General features: G+C 70.9%; 16 protein-coding genes. 11 read left to right on the top strand and 5 right to left on the bottom strand.

The genetic code is table 11. The annotated features are described in order from the left end of the window. Positions 1-8 precede the first annotated feature (8 nt). Positions 9-914: a universal stress protein gene (locus BN12_RS01325; RefSeq protein ID WP_048549701.1), complete on the top strand. Its 906-nt coding sequence runs from the start codon at positions 9-11 to the stop codon at positions 912-914. Positions 915-1,028: 114 nt separating this feature from the next. On the opposite strand, the gene BN12_RS01320 is transcribed toward BN12_RS01325, so the two are convergent. After that, entirely contained in the window at positions 1,029-1,685 is a 657-nt protein-coding gene (locus BN12_RS01320) for a response regulator (protein ID WP_048549700.1), read from the bottom strand. Positions 1,686-1,739: 54 nt separating this feature from the next. Next, positions 1,740-3,599, bottom strand: coding sequence for a GAF domain-containing sensor histidine kinase (locus BN12_RS01315; protein WP_048549699.1), 1,860 nt, complete (start codon positions 3,597-3,599; stop codon positions 1,740-1,742). 79 nt (positions 3,600-3,678) lie between these two features. On the opposite strand from BN12_RS01315, the gene BN12_RS24215 reads away from it, so the two are divergent. From BN12_RS24215 to BN12_RS01305, 3 genes are all read left to right on the top strand, one after another. Beyond that, positions 3,679-3,816, top strand: a complete 138-nt coding sequence (locus BN12_RS24215; protein WP_157635285.1) for a hypothetical protein — start codon at positions 3,679-3,681, stop codon at positions 3,814-3,816. Between the two features lie 15 nt (positions 3,817-3,831). Beyond that, complete coding sequence (locus BN12_RS01310) at positions 3,832-4,752, top strand: lysylphosphatidylglycerol synthase transmembrane domain-containing protein (RefSeq protein ID WP_083454318.1); 921 nt, start codon at positions 3,832-3,834, stop codon at positions 4,750-4,752. 106 nt (positions 4,753-4,858) lie between these two features. Further along, positions 4,859-5,455 (top strand): hypothetical protein, encoded by a 597-nt coding sequence (locus BN12_RS01305; protein WP_083454903.1) that lies wholly within the window; start codon positions 4,859-4,861, stop codon positions 5,453-5,455. Positions 5,456-5,526: 71 nt separating this feature from the next. On the opposite strand, the gene BN12_RS01300 is transcribed toward BN12_RS01305, so the two are convergent. Continuing rightward, positions 5,527-5,865 carry a hypothetical protein gene (locus BN12_RS01300; RefSeq protein ID WP_157635284.1) on the bottom strand — a complete coding sequence of 113 codons (339 nt, stop codon included), beginning with the start codon at positions 5,863-5,865 and terminating at the stop codon, positions 5,527-5,529. 131 nt (positions 5,866-5,996) lie between these two features. Continuing rightward, complete coding sequence (locus tag BN12_RS01295) at positions 5,997-6,287, bottom strand: hypothetical protein (RefSeq protein ID WP_048549696.1); 291 nt, start codon at positions 6,285-6,287, stop codon at positions 5,997-5,999. Between the two features lie 320 nt (positions 6,288-6,607). On the opposite strand from BN12_RS01295, the gene BN12_RS01290 reads away from it, so the two are divergent. Together BN12_RS01290 and BN12_RS01285 are read left to right on the top strand one after the other, a co-directional pair. Next, positions 6,608-7,465, top strand: coding sequence for an amidohydrolase family protein (locus BN12_RS01290; protein WP_048549695.1), 858 nt, complete (start codon positions 6,608-6,610; stop codon positions 7,463-7,465). 18 nt (positions 7,466-7,483) lie between these two features. Further along, positions 7,484-8,992: an AMP-binding protein gene (locus BN12_RS01285; protein ID WP_083454317.1), complete on the top strand. Its 1,509-nt coding sequence runs from the start codon at positions 7,484-7,486 to the stop codon at positions 8,990-8,992. A gap of 24 nt (positions 8,993-9,016) precedes the next feature. Here the strand turns inward: BN12_RS01285 and BN12_RS01280 are convergent, their stop codons facing one another. After that, positions 9,017-9,928 carry a helix-turn-helix domain-containing protein gene (locus tag BN12_RS01280; protein WP_235432522.1) on the bottom strand — a complete coding sequence of 304 codons (912 nt, stop codon included), beginning with the start codon at positions 9,926-9,928 and terminating at the stop codon, positions 9,017-9,019. Between the two features lie 324 nt (positions 9,929-10,252). Between BN12_RS01280 and BN12_RS01275 the strand changes: the two genes are divergently transcribed. The 5 genes from BN12_RS01275 to BN12_RS01255 all read left to right on the top strand — a co-directional run bounded on the left by BN12_RS01275 (position 10,253) and on the right by BN12_RS01255 (position 14,852). Continuing rightward, positions 10,253-11,530, top strand: coding sequence for a hypothetical protein (locus BN12_RS01275; protein ID WP_048549693.1), 1,278 nt, complete (start codon positions 10,253-10,255; stop codon positions 11,528-11,530). A gap of 108 nt (positions 11,531-11,638) precedes the next feature. Beyond that, positions 11,639-12,751: an HBL/NHE enterotoxin family protein gene (locus BN12_RS01270; RefSeq protein ID WP_048549692.1), complete on the top strand. Its 1,113-nt coding sequence runs from the start codon at positions 11,639-11,641 to the stop codon at positions 12,749-12,751. 64 nt (positions 12,752-12,815) lie between these two features. Further along, on the top strand, positions 12,816-13,610 hold the full coding sequence (locus tag BN12_RS01265; protein ID WP_048549691.1) for a hypothetical protein: 795 nt from the start codon (positions 12,816-12,818) through the stop codon (positions 13,608-13,610). A 58-nt stretch (positions 13,611-13,668) separates the two neighbouring features. Further along, entirely contained in the window at positions 13,669-14,022 is a 354-nt protein-coding gene (locus tag BN12_RS01260) for a hypothetical protein (protein WP_048549690.1), read from the top strand. A 365-nt stretch (positions 14,023-14,387) separates the two neighbouring features. After that, complete coding sequence (locus BN12_RS01255; RefSeq protein ID WP_048549689.1) at positions 14,388-14,852, top strand: hypothetical protein; 465 nt, start codon at positions 14,388-14,390, stop codon at positions 14,850-14,852. The last annotated feature ends 278 nt before the right edge of the window (positions 14,853-15,130 follow it).

The raw sequence follows: 15,130 nt of genomic DNA, 5'->3' as shown, positions 1-15,130 counted from the left end.
AGGTTCTCATGAGTAAGCCGGCCGACACGATCCTCGTCGGGTTCGACGGATCCGTCGCGGCGTATGCCGCGCTGGACTGGGCGATCGACGAGGCGAAGAGACGGGATGCCGACGTGGTGGCGCTGCTCGCATCCGGCGCCGCGATGGTCTCCACGCCCCTCATGCCGATGATGACCGACTGGCCGGACGACGCTGCGACGTCGGTCCTGCGCGGCGCCGTCGCCCATGCCGCGACCCGGAGCCCGGAGACTCGGGTCCGGACGACGAGCTCCCTGTCGGGCGCGGCGGGTGCGCTCGTCGAGGGCTCGGCGTCGGCCCGGCTCGTCGTCATCGGCGGAGAGCGGCACAACCCGCTCAGCGAGCTCGCCCTCGGCGCCACGGCGCCGCAGGTCGCCGGTCACGCCCGCTGCCCGGTCGTCGTCGTCCCACGCGGCGGCTCGCCGGCCGCCGACGCACCCGTCGTCGTCGGCGTCGACGGCTCGTCCGAGGCACAGACAGCCCTCGAGTTCGCCTTCGGCCACGCGGAGGAGACCGGTCGCCCGCTCGTTGCCGTGCACTCGTGGTGGCTCGACGCCCCGGACGGTCTCGACCTGGCGGTCATCAGCCCGTCCTTCGCGGACCGGCTCGAACGGAAGCAACAGGACCTCGTCGACGAGGCGATCGGCACCTGGAAGTCCAAGTTCCCCGAGGTCTCCGTCGAGCGGGTGCTCGTGCAGGGGAACCCGGTCGAGGCACTGCTCGAGGCGGCGAAGCAGGCCGACCTGCTCGTCGTCGGCAGCCGCGGGCACGGCGGCTTCGCCGGACTGTTCCTCGGCTCGGTGAGCCAGGGGCTGATCCACGCGGCGTTGCCCTGCCCCCTCGCCGTCGTGCACGCCTCCGACCGTCTCGACAACGGACGCCTCGCCACCGAGTGATCGTCAGGGACCACCGAGCCTCGCCCCCGGATGAGGGGCGAGGCTCGGTGCGCGGTGGAGCCAGGAAGGAAGGCGGCTCGGACGGGCTCGATGCGCGGCCCGCGGCCGGAGGGCTCAGATCGGTGGGCGTCGTCGGGTCTGCGCACCATGGGTCGTCACGTACACCGCGGCCTGGGTGCGACTCTCCAAGCCGAGCTTGGCCAGGACCGACGTCACGTAGTTCTTCACGGTCTTCTCGGCGAGCGACAGGCGGCGACCGATCTGACGGTTGGTGAGGCCGTCGGCGATGAGCTCGAGGACGCGCCGCTCCTGAGGACTGAGCGCCCGCATGAGGGGGTCGGCGCCCGCGTCGGCCGTCCACCGCTGAAGCAGACGACGGGCGTCCCGGGTGTCCAGCAGGTTCTCCCCCGCGGCGACCCGCCGGACCGCGTCGATGATCCCGTTCCCCCGGATGTCCTTCAGGAGGAAGCCGGAGGCGCCGGCCAGGATGGCGCTCGCGAGCGCCTGCTCGTCGTCGAACGAGGTGAGGATGAGCCCCTTGATCGACGGGTCGATCGACCTGATCTCGCGACAGGCGTCGATGCCGGAGCCGTCGGTGAGCCGGGCGTCGAAGATCGCGACGTCCGGCCGGAGCGCGGGAACGCGACGGACCGCCTCCTTGGCCAGTCCGGACTCGCCGACGACGACGAGATCCTCGGTCGTCTCGATGAGCTCCCGGAGCCCGCGACGGACGATCTCGTGGTCGTCGAGCAGGTACACGGAAACCGTCATGCCGCCCATCATGGCGCACCCGGCGATCCCCGAACGGGCCCTAGGTCCCGCCGTTCAGCCCGCGCGTGGGGCACTCCAGCTGAGCACCGAGCCCGACGGATCGCGACGCGTGAGGGTGAAGGTGCCGCCGGCTGCCTCGGCGCGCTCGGCGAGGTTGAGCAGGCCGCTCCGCGCGGCGCCGGGGTCCACGCCCACCCCGTCGTCCTCGACGACGATGCTCACCACGTCGGCGACGACGACCCGCACCCACGCATGGGTCGCCTCCGCGTGCCGGACCACGTTGGACAGCCCCTCACCGACGACGGCCATCACGTCGGCGAACTGGACGGCGGTGAGGCGGTCCAGGTTCCCGGTCACCGAGAGCGAGACCGGCTCGCCGATCCCACCGGAGAAGGACGCGACGAGGGTGTCGAGCTCGCGGCGGGCCGACGAGCGCGGCTTCTGGTGCAGCTCGAAGATCGCCAGCCGGATCTCCCGGATCGCGACGTCGAGATCGTCGACGGCCTCCTCCATCCGGGCCCGGACGAGCTGGTTCGTCGCGACGCGCCCGGCGGACTGGAGGGAGAGCCCCGTCGCGAACAGGCGCTGGATGACGTGGTCGTGCATGTCGCGGGCGATCCGTTCACGGTCCTCCATGAGGACCATCGCGGCGCGATCCCGTTGTGCGCGGCCGGCGAGCAGCGCCAGCCCCGACTGCCGGGCGAAGCCGGTGATCTCCTCGAGCCGCTCGGCCGACCCCGAGAGGGATCCCGCTCCGGGTGGCAGCCCGAGGACGAGGAGGCCCAGCTCGTCCTGCCCCGCCCCGAGCGGCAGCACGGCGATCGGTGACATCGCCTCGGCACGCTCCGCGATGCTGTCGGCGGCCAGGCCCACGACTCTCGCGACCTCGGCGAGCACGTTGTCGTCGGTCAGGATCTGACCGGCGCAGTCGCCGCTCGGGCTCGCGTCGATGTCGTCCGGCTCGTCGGGTGGCTGCGCACCGCCGTAGACGTCGAGGGCACCGGACTCGCCGTACACGACGGGGCGACGCACCGCACGCAGGCCGCTCCAGAGCGGCCCGTCGAGGATGGTCTCCGACGGGAGCGGCGTCGTCGGTGCGCTCTCGTCGCTCACGTGGACCGAGCGCAGCATGAGGCCCACCCCGTTGTCGATCTCCTCCGTCGTCGCGACGGCGGCATACACGGCCCGGCCGATGTCGCAACAGCGCGCGGTGAGCAGCGCCAGCGCGCCCTGCTCGTCCTCCCGCTCGAGGAGCAGATGCGTGAGGTCGGCCAGCGCATCGGCCCAACGCTGCCGCCGTCGCCCGGCCTCGAAGAGACGAGCGTTGTCGATGGCGACACCGGCGGCGGCCGCGAGCGCGACGAGGGTCGCCTCGTCCTCGGCGGTGAACGTGGGAGCGCTCCTCTTATCCGCGAGGTAGAGGTTGCCGTAGACCTCCTCGCGGATCCTGATCGGCGTCCCGAGGAAGGAGTGCATGGGTGGATGGTGGGGTGGGAACCCGTGTGAGTCCGGGTGGGTCATGATGTCGTCGATGCGCCGCGGGTGCGGGTCGCGGATGAGCAGCCCGAGGACTCCGAGGCCTCGGGGAGGCGCCCCGATGAGCCGCCGCTCCTCCTCGCTCACGCCCCGCGTGATGAACTCGGTGAGGTAGGTGCCGTCCTCGCTGAGAACGCCCAGTGCGGCATACCGCGCGTCGACGAGCGCCAGGGCGGAGTCCACGATCCTGCCGAGCACCTCGGTCAGCTCGAGGTCGGTGCTGACCGCGACGACCGCACTCAGCAGACCCCGCAGGCGCTGCTGCGACTGCAACGCGGAGGAGGCTCGCGACCGGAGTTCGGCGAGGAGGTCGTCGAGGTCCAGGGCACTCGCGGTCGGCCACGGCATACGCGGCATGGAGTCGTCCGAGGACGGCATGCCCCGATGGTAGCCCCGAGCCCTCGTCGAGGGCCTTTCGGCCCTGCCGCTCCTGCCTCGAGACAGCGATCGTGGGTCCATGGGAGTGCTCCCTCCGGGGTGTTCGAGGACGGGTCCCTCGCTGCCGCCGGAGCATCCCGAGGACCAGATGCGGGTCGGAGCGCGGTGGGTGTGGCGTGGGGTGGCCCTGCTCGTCACGCTCCTCATGCTCGACTAGGTCGTCCTTCCGCGACTGGCGGGAGCCGAGGAGTCGATCAGCCTCCTCTCCCGGGCCAACCTGGCGCTCATCGCCCTGGCCGTCGTGCTCGAGGCGGCCAGCGTCGCCTCGTACTCGGCGCTGACCCGCGTCCTTCTCGCGGCTCCCGGCACCCCCTATCCGGCGATCGTCGCGGCGGACCTGACCGGCCTCGGGGTGAGCCACGCCGTCCCCGGCGGAGCGGCGGTCGGCAGCGCCGTGCGGTACCGGCTGCTGCGCCGCGGCACGACGATGGGGTCCGAGGACGTCGTCCTGGCGCTGACGTTCGAGAGTGTCGTCTCCTCCGTCGCCCTCGTGGCGATCCTCTGGGTGGGCCTCATCGCCTCGATCCCCTTCTTCGGTCTCTCACCGGCCTATGTCACGACGGCCGTCGTATGCGCCGTGGTCCTCGGTGGCATCGCGTTGGCCCTCGTGGGCCTCACCCGCGCCGACGCCGTCGCCCCCCGGGTGGCCGTCTGGATCATCGACCGGCTGCCCGCGCGCCTGCGCCCGCGGCTCACGGCCGCCCTGCACTACGGCGCCACGCGGCTGGGCTCGCTCCTGGCCAACGGGCCGCTGCTGCGGGCATCGAGTGGCTGGGCCCTGGCCAACTGGCTGTTCGACGCGGCCTCGCTGTGGACGTTCCTCGCCGCATACGGGTTCCTCGCCCAGCCGCTCGGCCTGCTCGTGGTGTACTCGGTGGCCACCCTGGCCGCCAGTGTGCCGATCACACCGAGCGGACTCGGCGTCATCGAGGCGCTGCTCATCCCCGCGGTCGTCGCCCTGGGCGCCGACCACACGATCGCCGTCATCGGCGTCATCTCCTGGCGCCTCTTCGAGTTCTGGGTGCCGATCCCCCTGTCCGGCGTCACGTACCTCGCGATCCGCGTCCGCGAGTACCTCGTGAGGGCGCGCTGACCGGGCCGATCCTCGGCGGCGGGCCCTTGGTCCCTGCCGACGGGCGCCTGCCGGAGCGACAGTGGAACTGCCAGCACCCGACTGGCCACGACCAAGGAGGACGATGATGAGCACCACCACTCGCGCACGGCACTCGACCGGGGCGCCCCAGGCCACCGGGCCGGTGACCGTCACTCCCGCGCCCGGCCGAGCCTTCCGGTACGTCTGTGCCGCCACCCGGCTCGCGCTCGGCTGGGTGTTCCTCTGGGCCTTCCTCGACAAGCTGCTGGCCCTCGGGTTCTCGACCGGTCGCGACGCCCAGACGGATGCGGTCGACCGGTTCGGTCCCGCGGCCTGGATCCACGGCGGCTCGCCGACGCTCGGCTTCCTCAAGTTCGGCACCAAGGGTCCGTTGGCCGACTTCTACCAGGGCTTCGCCGGTGCCACATGGGCGGACTGGCTGTTCATGGTCGGCCTCGCGGGCATCGGGCTGGCCCTCGTCCTCGGCATCGGGATGCGGATCGCGGCGGCGTCCGGAGCGCTCATGCTCGTCCTCATGTGGAGCGCCGCTCTTCCCCCGGACACCAACCCGTTCATGGACGACCACCTCGTCTACGCTCTCGTCCTCGTCCTCCTGGCTCTCGCCGGGGCCGGCCAGACGCTGGGTCTCGGCCGCTGGTGGAACCACCTGTCGCTCGTCCGCCGTTTCCCGATCCTGAAGTAGCCGGCCCCCGCGTCGCCGGACCACCTCGTCCGCCCCGTGCCTCCTCGGCCATGGGGCGGACGTCGCGTGTGTCAACGCTCCAGTCGGCGGGACCGGGCGCGGACGTGCCGACCGGAGCGCGTCGGCGGCGGGGAGGTGTGGGCCCACACCGCGAGGAGGCCGGCGACGGTGTCGGGGTCGCGACGCTCGAGCTCGTCGAGGAGGGCCGCCCGTTCGCCGGCGAGCCGGGACAGCCGCTCGGCGGGCAGGTGTCCGCCGGCGATGAGATCCGATGTCCGCATCCACCGGCGCTCCAGGTCCCGACGCGAGATCCGGCCCAGCTCGCCGGCGACCTCCGGCGCACGCGCCCGACGCATCGTGCCGACCCGCTGGCCCCCGATCAGCTTCCACACCATCCCGAAGATCCTCATGGAACCCACGGTCGAACCGGTGGCCTTGCCGCGCCAGGGACCAATGGCCGGGATCGCTGAGATTCTCGCCGGTCGACCGGCGTCGTCTCACCTCAGCGAGTTCGCCTGCGCCCGCATCGGAATGCCATGCCTCAGGGCCTCCGTTGCGCCCACCATGCTCCGCGATCCCGATCGCCGAGGACGAGACCGACGTTCTTGCGACGCCGAAGCTCCCGGACGATCCGTGCCTGGCTGCGCAGGGCGGCGTTGCGGACCCGGATGGCCTCGTCGGTCCGCACTGCGGGCTCCCCACCCCAGGCCGGGTGCAGGCACGCCTCCGATGCCGCGAGCCGCTGGAGGAGCTCACGCACCGACAGCGCCCTCAGCTCCTCCGAGCGGGCCTCGCCCCGACCGACCTCGCGCGCGGCGGAGACGTCTCGCATACCGAGTCCCTTCGTCGATGCCCGTTGCGCTACCGGGAGTCAACACCCCCGGCCACCGTGTCGATCAGGGTCTTTGGTCCCTGTCGATCGACGGGATCCGTCCAATCGGCAGGGACGGCCGGTTCCTTGTATGCCGCTCCCTGCCCGCCGCAGGGGCGGCGCCTGGGGTCGGTCGGCACCGTCGGGGTAGCCTGCCTACCTATCGGTCAGGAGACGGCGGTTCATCGAGCTCGCCTGCCGCACGGTGATCTCCCAGGGTCCGCCTCTGCTGCTGCCCGGCGAGCCACCCCGTCCATCTCACCACGGCAGCTGGAGGCCCTGTGACCATCATCGACGCACGCGTCCGCCTTCCGCAGGATCGTCGCCCCTCTGCGGCATACACCGCTCCGCCCCGGCAGACCGAGCAGTACGACAGGGTCCTCAACCTCACCGAGAAGATGAACGGTGGCACCCTCGAGGGACTGCTGGCGGCCCTGGACGCCGAGGGGATCTCGCGAGCCGTGATGCACGCCGAGTCCGAGGGCGGCGAGGACGCCGACGCCCTGAACGACAGCCTGCGCACGGTCCTGGACGAGTATCCCGACCGGTTCGTCGGCATCGGCTGTGTCGACGTCGCCTCGAACCGTCCGAGCGAGATGGCGCACCAGGTGGAGCGGGCCGCCGACCTGGGGCTGCTCGGCGTCTCCTTCCAGCCGGCCTTCTTCGGCCTCGACATCGACGACCGTCGGCTCTACCCGCTCTACTCGCGGGCCGAGAGCCTCGGACTCGTCGTGGCCGTGCACACGGGCATCACCTACAGCCGGTTGCACCCGTTGCGCCATGAGCGGGCGGAGCTCCTCGACCAGGTGGCCTGTGACTTCCTCGACCTACGGCTCATCGCCTCTCACGCAGGCTGGCCGTGGGCGACCGAGTATGCCGCCGTGGCGCGACGCCACCCCACGGTCTACCTCGAGTTCGGCGCGTTGGCACCGAAGTACGTCGCCAGGGCGGGGTCCGGCTGGGACGCGATGTTCGCGATGATGCCGAACGTCCTGCGCGACCAGGTGCTCTACGGCAGCGACTGGCCCATGATGCAGCCTGCCCGGGCGCTGGCGGAGTGGCGCGGCTCCGGTCTGCCCGAGGCAGCCCTCGACGCGCTGTTCTTCGGGAATGCCCAGCGGCTGTTCGCCCTGGGGTAGTCCGAGGCCCTCACCCGCATGAGCTCATCACTCGCCGAGGATCTCGGCCGCGCCGCCGCAGAGGCACCGGATCTGGTCTTCCTGCGCACCCACGAGGGCGACGTCACCTACGCCGCCATGGCGGACCTCGTGTCCGGGTACCAGCGCGCCCTACGTCGACTCGGTGTGCAGGCTGGCGACACCGTCGCGCTCATGATGGCCAACTCGGCGACCCAGGTGGCCGTCTGGTTCGCCCTCAACGCTCTCCGCGCGATCCACGCACCACTCAACACCGCGCTGCCCGACGAGTCCCTGCGGTCTGCCGTGCGGGTGGCCGAGGCCACCCTCGTCGTCGCGGACGTCGAACACCTCGCGAAGGCCCGGCGCGTGGCGCACGATCGGGCGGTCGCCGTGGGAAGCCTGCAGAGTCCGCCCGGTCCGATCACCGATGACGACCGGCTCGCAGCCGGTGACAGCGACGATCTCGAGGTCGCCACGCTGCTGTTCACCTCCGGCACGACCGGGCGCTCCAAGGCGTGCGCCCTGTCCCACCGCTACCTGCTGCGCCAAGGGCAGCTCCACGCGAAGTACCTCGGCCTGACCGACAGGGACGTGCTCTACTGCCCGTTTCCGTTGTTCCACATCGACGCGGCGACGCTCACCGTCGCCGCGGCGCTGTCCGTGCGCGCGACGGCGGCGCTCGGCGAGCGCTTCAGCGCCTCTCGGTTCTGGCGGGAGGTCCGCGACGTCGGCGCCACCGTCTTCAACTTCATGGGCGCCACGCTCACCATCCTCTGGAAGCAGGATCCGCGCCCGGACGACTCCGACCACTCGGTGCGGCTGGCATGGGGCGTTCCGATGCCGCCCTGGCAGGCCGGCTTCGAGAAGCGCTTCGGTGTGCGCCTGTTCCAGGTCTACGGATCCACCGACGCCGGTGTGTGCGTCTACGACCCGGTGGACACCCCCGCCAAGCCCGGGGCTGCCGGACGGGTCATCGACGAGTTCGAGGTCACGATCGCCCCGTTCGGTCCCGGATCCGCCGACCACGGGGCCGTCGGCGAGATCCTCGTCCGTGGCCGTGAGCCAGGCCTGACGATGAACGGCTACTTCGGTATGCCCGAGGCCACCGCGGACACCATCGTCGACGGCTGGGTGCACACCGGCGACCTCGGCAGCCTCGACAGCGACGGCTTCCTCACCTTCCACGGCCGCCTCAGCGACTCGATCCGACGACGTGGCGAGAACATCTCCGCCCGCGAGGTCGAGGAGCTCGTCGAGTCCCACCCCCATGTCCTGGAGGCAGCGGCGATCGGCGTCCCCAGCGAGCTCACCGAGGAGGACGTCATGGTCTTCGTCGTGCCTCGCGCCGGCGTCGACCTCTCCCTCAGCGAGCTCCACCGGCACTGCTTGAGCCACGGCGCGCGCTTCATGTCACCGCGATACTTCGCGCTCGTCCCACGCCTCCCCAAGACGCCCACCGAGAAGGTCGAGAAGTTCCGGCTGAAGGAGCAGGGCATCCAGGCAGCGCAGCTCGACACGCACGCCTGATGACGGGTGCGGCCCCGACCGTGATCACCGCCGCCGCGACCGGTCTCGTCGCGGAGTCGTCCGATCGGCGGAGACCGACACCGTCGGCGGCACGCCGTTGCGCAGCGATCGGGGGCTGATGCCGTAGGCCGCCTTGAAGGCGCGGCTGAAGTGGGTGGGGTCGGGCAGCCCGACCCGCTCACCGATCTGCGCGATCGGCCGCCTCCGACCCGGTTCCAGCAGAAGGGCATACGCCCGCTGGAGCCGTCGGGTGCGGATCACCCGGGCGACGCCGACCCCCTCCGGGAACGACAGGTACAGCGTCCGGCGGGACACGTGGAGGGCGGCGGCAACGGCGGCGGGGTCGAGGGTCGGGTCGTCGAGGTGCCGGTCGATGTACTGCAGCGCCTGGACCCTCCGGGCGAGGTCGAGGTCGCTGCTGTGCAGGTCACGATCGGTGAGGGACCGCACGAGCATGGTCACCATCGAGATCCAGGTGCCGGCGAAGTCCTCATCGGGGCACGCGGCGAGGCCGCGCAGTCTGCCGGCCATGCCGATCAACGCGGGACGGACGAGGGTGGTGAGGACGGGGTCACGGCGCATGAGGCCCGGGTCGTTCACGCGAGTCAGATCTCTGGCGGAGATCGTCACCGCCGTCAGGGGTACGTCGATCTCGACGCCACGCAGCCCGGCCGGAGTCACCCAGCTGCGATCCGTCGCGCCGAGCAGAGCGGTGCCTCCGCGGGTCAGCGGAACCTGTTGCCCGTGCCACGCGCCGACACCTCGTGGCGAGCGGGCATAGACGACCAGCCGGAGGCGGTCCGGATCGGGGTCGAGCTCGCGTGTCCACGCGCTGCGCGCCGGTCCGTGCGACATCTCGATGACGGTGACGTCGCCGACATACAGGCTCTCCAGGCGCGCTCGGAAGTCATGCGGCGGGTCGCCGATCGGGTCCATCGTCACCGGGCGGACCCGAGAGCGCCAGTACTCGAACCGATCCCGTGGCTCGACGCCGGACGCGTCATGGCAGCGATGCTGCGTCCCCGGCGTCACACGCGCTCCACGGGTGCCGCCCTCCTGCCGCTCGTCGATCGCGGGCCGGTCGAGGGGACGGTGCCACGCCGCACGGACTTGACGATCCGTGCAGACCTTAGCGCTGTTACTGCCGAATGCTCCCACTCTGGGGGTTAGCGACCGACATCTGCGGAATTGCCAGTGACGGGAGCCGGCCTCGGGACAGTCCCCCGTGGTCCGAGCCGAGTGACGAGGAAGGGACACCACGTGGACGTGGATCCGTACGGGCGCGAGAACCCACTCGGACCGGGGGCGATGCTTCGGTCCTACCGGTCCGGCGTCACCGCGATAGGCACCGGTCTGCGGTATGCCGCGCAGCTGCGGGAGCAGGAGCCGCTGGACCTGTCGGGCATCGATGCCGGCCTCGCCGTGGCCATCGCGGGACACCAGCAGGAGCTCAACCAGCAGGCCCGGGAGTTCGTCGACTCCATCACGGCCGACTTCATCCAGCTGGTGGTCGGCTTCGGCGGCTTCGCCGATCTCGTGGCGGCGTTCGCGGCAGACCCGGGCACGACGCAGCGGCTCTCGGTCGCTCCGTCCCGGAAGGGCGTCGCCGAGCAGCTCGTCGCCATCTCCGACCACGCGGGTGAGATCGCATCCGACGGCGACACCGCGGTCGAGCACATGGACCTTCTGCGCAGCGACCTCCGCCGCACCGGGCGGCGTCTCGACTCGGCCCTCACCCGGGCCGTGGCGGCGACCGGGCGTGACGGCGTCGCGGCCTCCGCCCGGATCGACGCGTTGGCCGAGAAGGTCTCGGGGAACATCGAGGCGATCGTGGACGGCGCCACCGAGGCCGGTGACGCGGTGACCGACCTCGGCATCGGCATCCTCACCGAGATCACCACGCACCTGTCGCCCACACCGCCGACCCCGAGCACCGACGACTCCGACGCAGAGGACGCCGAGGACGAGGTGAGCGAGAAGGAAGCGGCCGACGCCGCGTCCGACGCCGCTCCGGAGGCGGATGCCGACGTCCCGGAGCGAGCGGACCCCGACGAGGAAGCGGACGGCGAGGGCGGCGACGAGCCGGACGAGGACGACCCGGACGTGGACGCGGACGACGTGTCCACGACGAACTCCTCGAGCGGCCTGGTCCCCGACGTGTCGTTCGTCGTGCGCGCCATCAGAGCCGGTTCGAAGGGCGGCGAGAAGTATGCGGCGGCCATGGCCGGGCTCAAGCGCAACAACGACCTCCTCGCCGCGCAGTACCAACGGCTCGCCGCCGCCAACCGCCTCGTCGCGATCGCCAAGGTGACGCAGGTCCAGAAGAGCCAGTTCGCCGGATCGGTCGCCGACACGGCGGTCGCCCTCTCGGCCATCCGGGCCGACTGGAGGAGACTGCGCGCCGCCCTCGTCGACTGGAGCGGGCGAACCGACACCGCCGACGCCGCTGAGCTCACCCGGCTGCTCCCCGGCGCGCTCAAGCAGTGGCAGGGGGCCGCCGCCGACGTCCGCAGGACTCGGCGGATGCTGACCGGCTGACCGTCACCGACGACCGCCACGCGGCCGGGCCCCCGACGAGCCTGGTCACCGACGCCGCCGAGCAGCGACATCCCAGCAACGAAGACACCAACCGATCGAGGAGACCACATGCCCGACAACCAGACGGTCGACGCGAAGGCCGCCGTCGACGCCATCTCGAACGCGAACCGGTCGCAATGCGCGGTCGGAGTGCAGATGCAGGCCTACTGCAACGGCGTCCTGGAACAGCCGACAGTGAGCTTCAGAGGCTTCACCAACCTCGCGACATACGAGTCCCAGGTCAACGCCGGACTGTCGGCCGCCAAGGATCGTGCCAACTACTTCATCGACACGATCACGCCGACCATCTTGACGAACGCCGTCGAGATCGGCAACTACCTCGACATCCACGGCGCGGTGCCGGTCGCCCTTCCCGCAGGATCGACGAAGGCGGAGTGGCTCAGCGCGCTGGCCTCGGTCAGGGAGGAGGCCAACGCCAAGGCGGAGCGGGCCTCCCAGGTCGTGCGGTCGCTGAGCACCTTCCACAGCGGACTCACGACGGACGTCGCGGCGTTCACCCGCACCGTGACCGAGCTCAATGCGGTCGTCAACGGCGACAACGGCGTGCTGGACTCCCTGAACCAGCAGATCGAGGAGCTCCAGGGCAAGATCGGCGGGACCATCGCCGGGATCGTCGTCAGCGGCCTGGCGGTCGTCGGTGGTGGCCTGATGATCCTCGTCGGCGGGTTCGCCGAGGCCGTCACCGGTGGTGCCGCAACCGCCCTCGTCGTCGGCGGCGTTGCCGTGCTCGCCGCGGGGGCCGGCGGCGCGCTCGGTGCAGGGTTAGCCCTCGCGGGGCTCCTCGACGCGAAGGGGGACCTCGTGACCCGCGGCTCCCAGCTCCGCGAGGAGGTGCAGCTCGCCCTCGGGATGAAGACGGCGTTCGCCGACCTCCGCGAGCACGCGTCCGTCGCCGTCCAGTCCGCGACGGCGATGCAGAACGCGTGGGAGTTCCTCGGCGGCCAGCTCGGTGAGGTCGCCTCCGACCTGGACAAGGGGATCGTCGGAAGTGACGCGATTCGCGGGCTGTGGCTCACGACGGCCAACTCCGCCTTCAAGAGGGCGGTCACCGACACCGAGACGATCCGGCAGCAGATGACGGGCATCACGGTCGAGACGGCACCGGAGGGCACCACGATCGGCGACCACGTGCGGGCCGTCGCACAGCGGCTCGCCGCATGAGGGCGCATCGGCGCCTCCGCGTCGTGCCGACGTCGGGAGTGGGCGACGACCGAGGACGGACCGCATGCTGTCGGGAGTGATCGCCAACGTCCGCCTGGCCCACGACCACATCGTCGGCGTGGCCGGTCTGGCACCGGCTGCCCTACCGGTCCAGGCGCGCATGGCGGAGACACTGGCCGCACTGGTGCCGCCGGTCGAGACGGCGGCGTCGGCGGTGCGGGACTTCGCGGCCGCCGCCCCGTCGCAGCTCGATGCCGCCGACGAGGCCATCACCGTGGGCGACAGCGACGCGACCCGGCGGGTGCTCGAGTCCCTCCAGCACTCGGCGCAGCCGACCGGACTCGCGCTCGCCAGCGCGTCGGAGAGGGTCACCGCCGGCAAGGCGAGCATCTTCGCCGACAACCAGACCCTCGCCGACCTGGCCACCGCCCTGTCCACGCAGCTGACCCACGACGACGCCGAGGCTGACGCGGCACGGGAGGCCGTCGACTCGCTGGAGAGGAACAAGTACTACTGGCTGCTCCTCGGCCCGCTGGGGCTTCCCGGCCTGGCCGTCTGTATCGGCATGATCGTCGATGCGACGAACAGGGCCAACGGGATCCAGCGGCACATCAGCGAGCTGCGTGCCCAGTCGACGCAGCTGACGAAGATGTGCGCGGACCTGCGGCTGCTGCAACAGGAGGTGCCGACCCTCGCGACCCTCATCCAGTCGCTGCAGAACGCGCTGGGCTTCCTCGGCGGGGACATCGGCGAGGTGGTCGCCGACGTCGGCCGCTCCGCGACGCCCTCGACGATCGCTCGTGCGTATGTCGTCGCCGCCCGCCACCAGGTCAGCACGCTCATGGCCGACGCCTCCTGACGGCGACCCATCCTCCCCACCCCGACCATCGAGCGAGAACCCACCGGAAGGACGCATCATGACCCAACCCGCCATCCAGCCACCCCCGGACTGGAAGCCCGCCGGACGAGAGACGGAATCGGCCCGGATCGTCCGCCTCTTCAAGGAGGAGGTCTGGAACGCCAACGAGCTCATCAAGGCGTATGCCGGGCGGTCACCCAAGCCGGCCCATGTCCGGCCGGCCGCGGCGAAGCACGTCCGCACCTTCATGGGGTCGCTCGGTAAGTTGCAGAGGATGCATCGCGTGAACGCGGGCCTGGTCCTCCTGTTCCAGGCCTTCGCCGTCGAATGGCAGGACGGCACCGGGAGCTGGACCGAATGCAAGCCCCTCATCGGCGCCCTCAACGACGCGATCATGGATCTCGAGCCCTGATCCTGCCCTGGTGACGGCCTGCTGCGCAGCAGCCGCGGAGCGGCGCTGCGCAGCAGCCGCGGAGCGGCGCTGCGCAGCAGGCCGGGTGATGCAGGTCGAGCTCCGGCACCTCTCCCTCGTCCGTGGACTCCCCATCACCTGGTGCCGTTGTTGTCGCCAAGGCGATTCACCACGCCGTCACCATGGTCCCGAAACACGGGATTCTACGGATTAGCCAGCGATCGTTGTAAAGCATTCGGTAAGGGCCAGGCCGATCATTGTCAGAGATTTCCCAGCAATTCACGGTTGAATGCGGAGTCACTTTCACGGCGGGTCGGCCGTGAATCGCACCCACCACAGGGCCGGAAGGCCCGGATGAGGACACCATGACCGAGAATGCAACCTCCGACGCCCAGATCCACGAGCTGCTCAACGCCCTCAAGGTGCACATCGACGAGATCCTCCTCTCGGTCGCGGAGGCCGAGAACGAGTCGCACGAACAGGTGCAGGCGCGCATCGCGCAGGCGGCCGATGCGACGGAGGCGACCACGGCCGAGGTGGCACAGAAGGCGTCCGACGCCTCCGCGGCCACCGTGTCGAAGTGGGACTCCTTCCGCTCCTCGATCCAGTCCAAGAAGGATGACGTGTCTCGGCAGATCGAGGCGCGCTCGCAGCAGCACGACGCCAAGGTGGCAGTGCAAGTCGCCGATGCGGCAGAGGATTTCGCTATCGACGCAGTCGACTTCGCCCGGGCGACGATCCAGAACGCCTGGGTCGCGATCCTGGACGCCGTCGACGCCCGGCTGTATGCCGAAGAGCTGGCGGGCCAACTTCCCGGCCCCACCGCTTGACCCGCCGGGGCCGGCAGCTCTCGGACACCGCTCTCCCGTGGCGCCTATACCACGGTCGTCGGTGAACACCGGCATACCGGGTCGAGGACGCAATCCTCACCGGGCCCCATCAGTGACGTCACCCGGGGCGTGAAGGTATCGCCGCCTGTTGCCATTCCGGCTCTTCATTCCTGCCGGGCAGCCTCCTCGCTGCGGAAAAAGCAGCCACCTCTCGGCGAAGAGAAGGGGATTCCGAATGGTCCGCCGCCCAGGGGGTCGCTCCTATTCCGGGGCGAGAG

Source organism: Nostocoides japonicum T1-X7, from assembly GCF_001046855.1.
GTDB lineage: Bacteria > Actinomycetota > Actinomycetes > Actinomycetales > Dermatophilaceae > Nostocoides > Nostocoides japonicum.
This window is presented reverse-complemented; position numbering and strand designations above follow the sequence as displayed.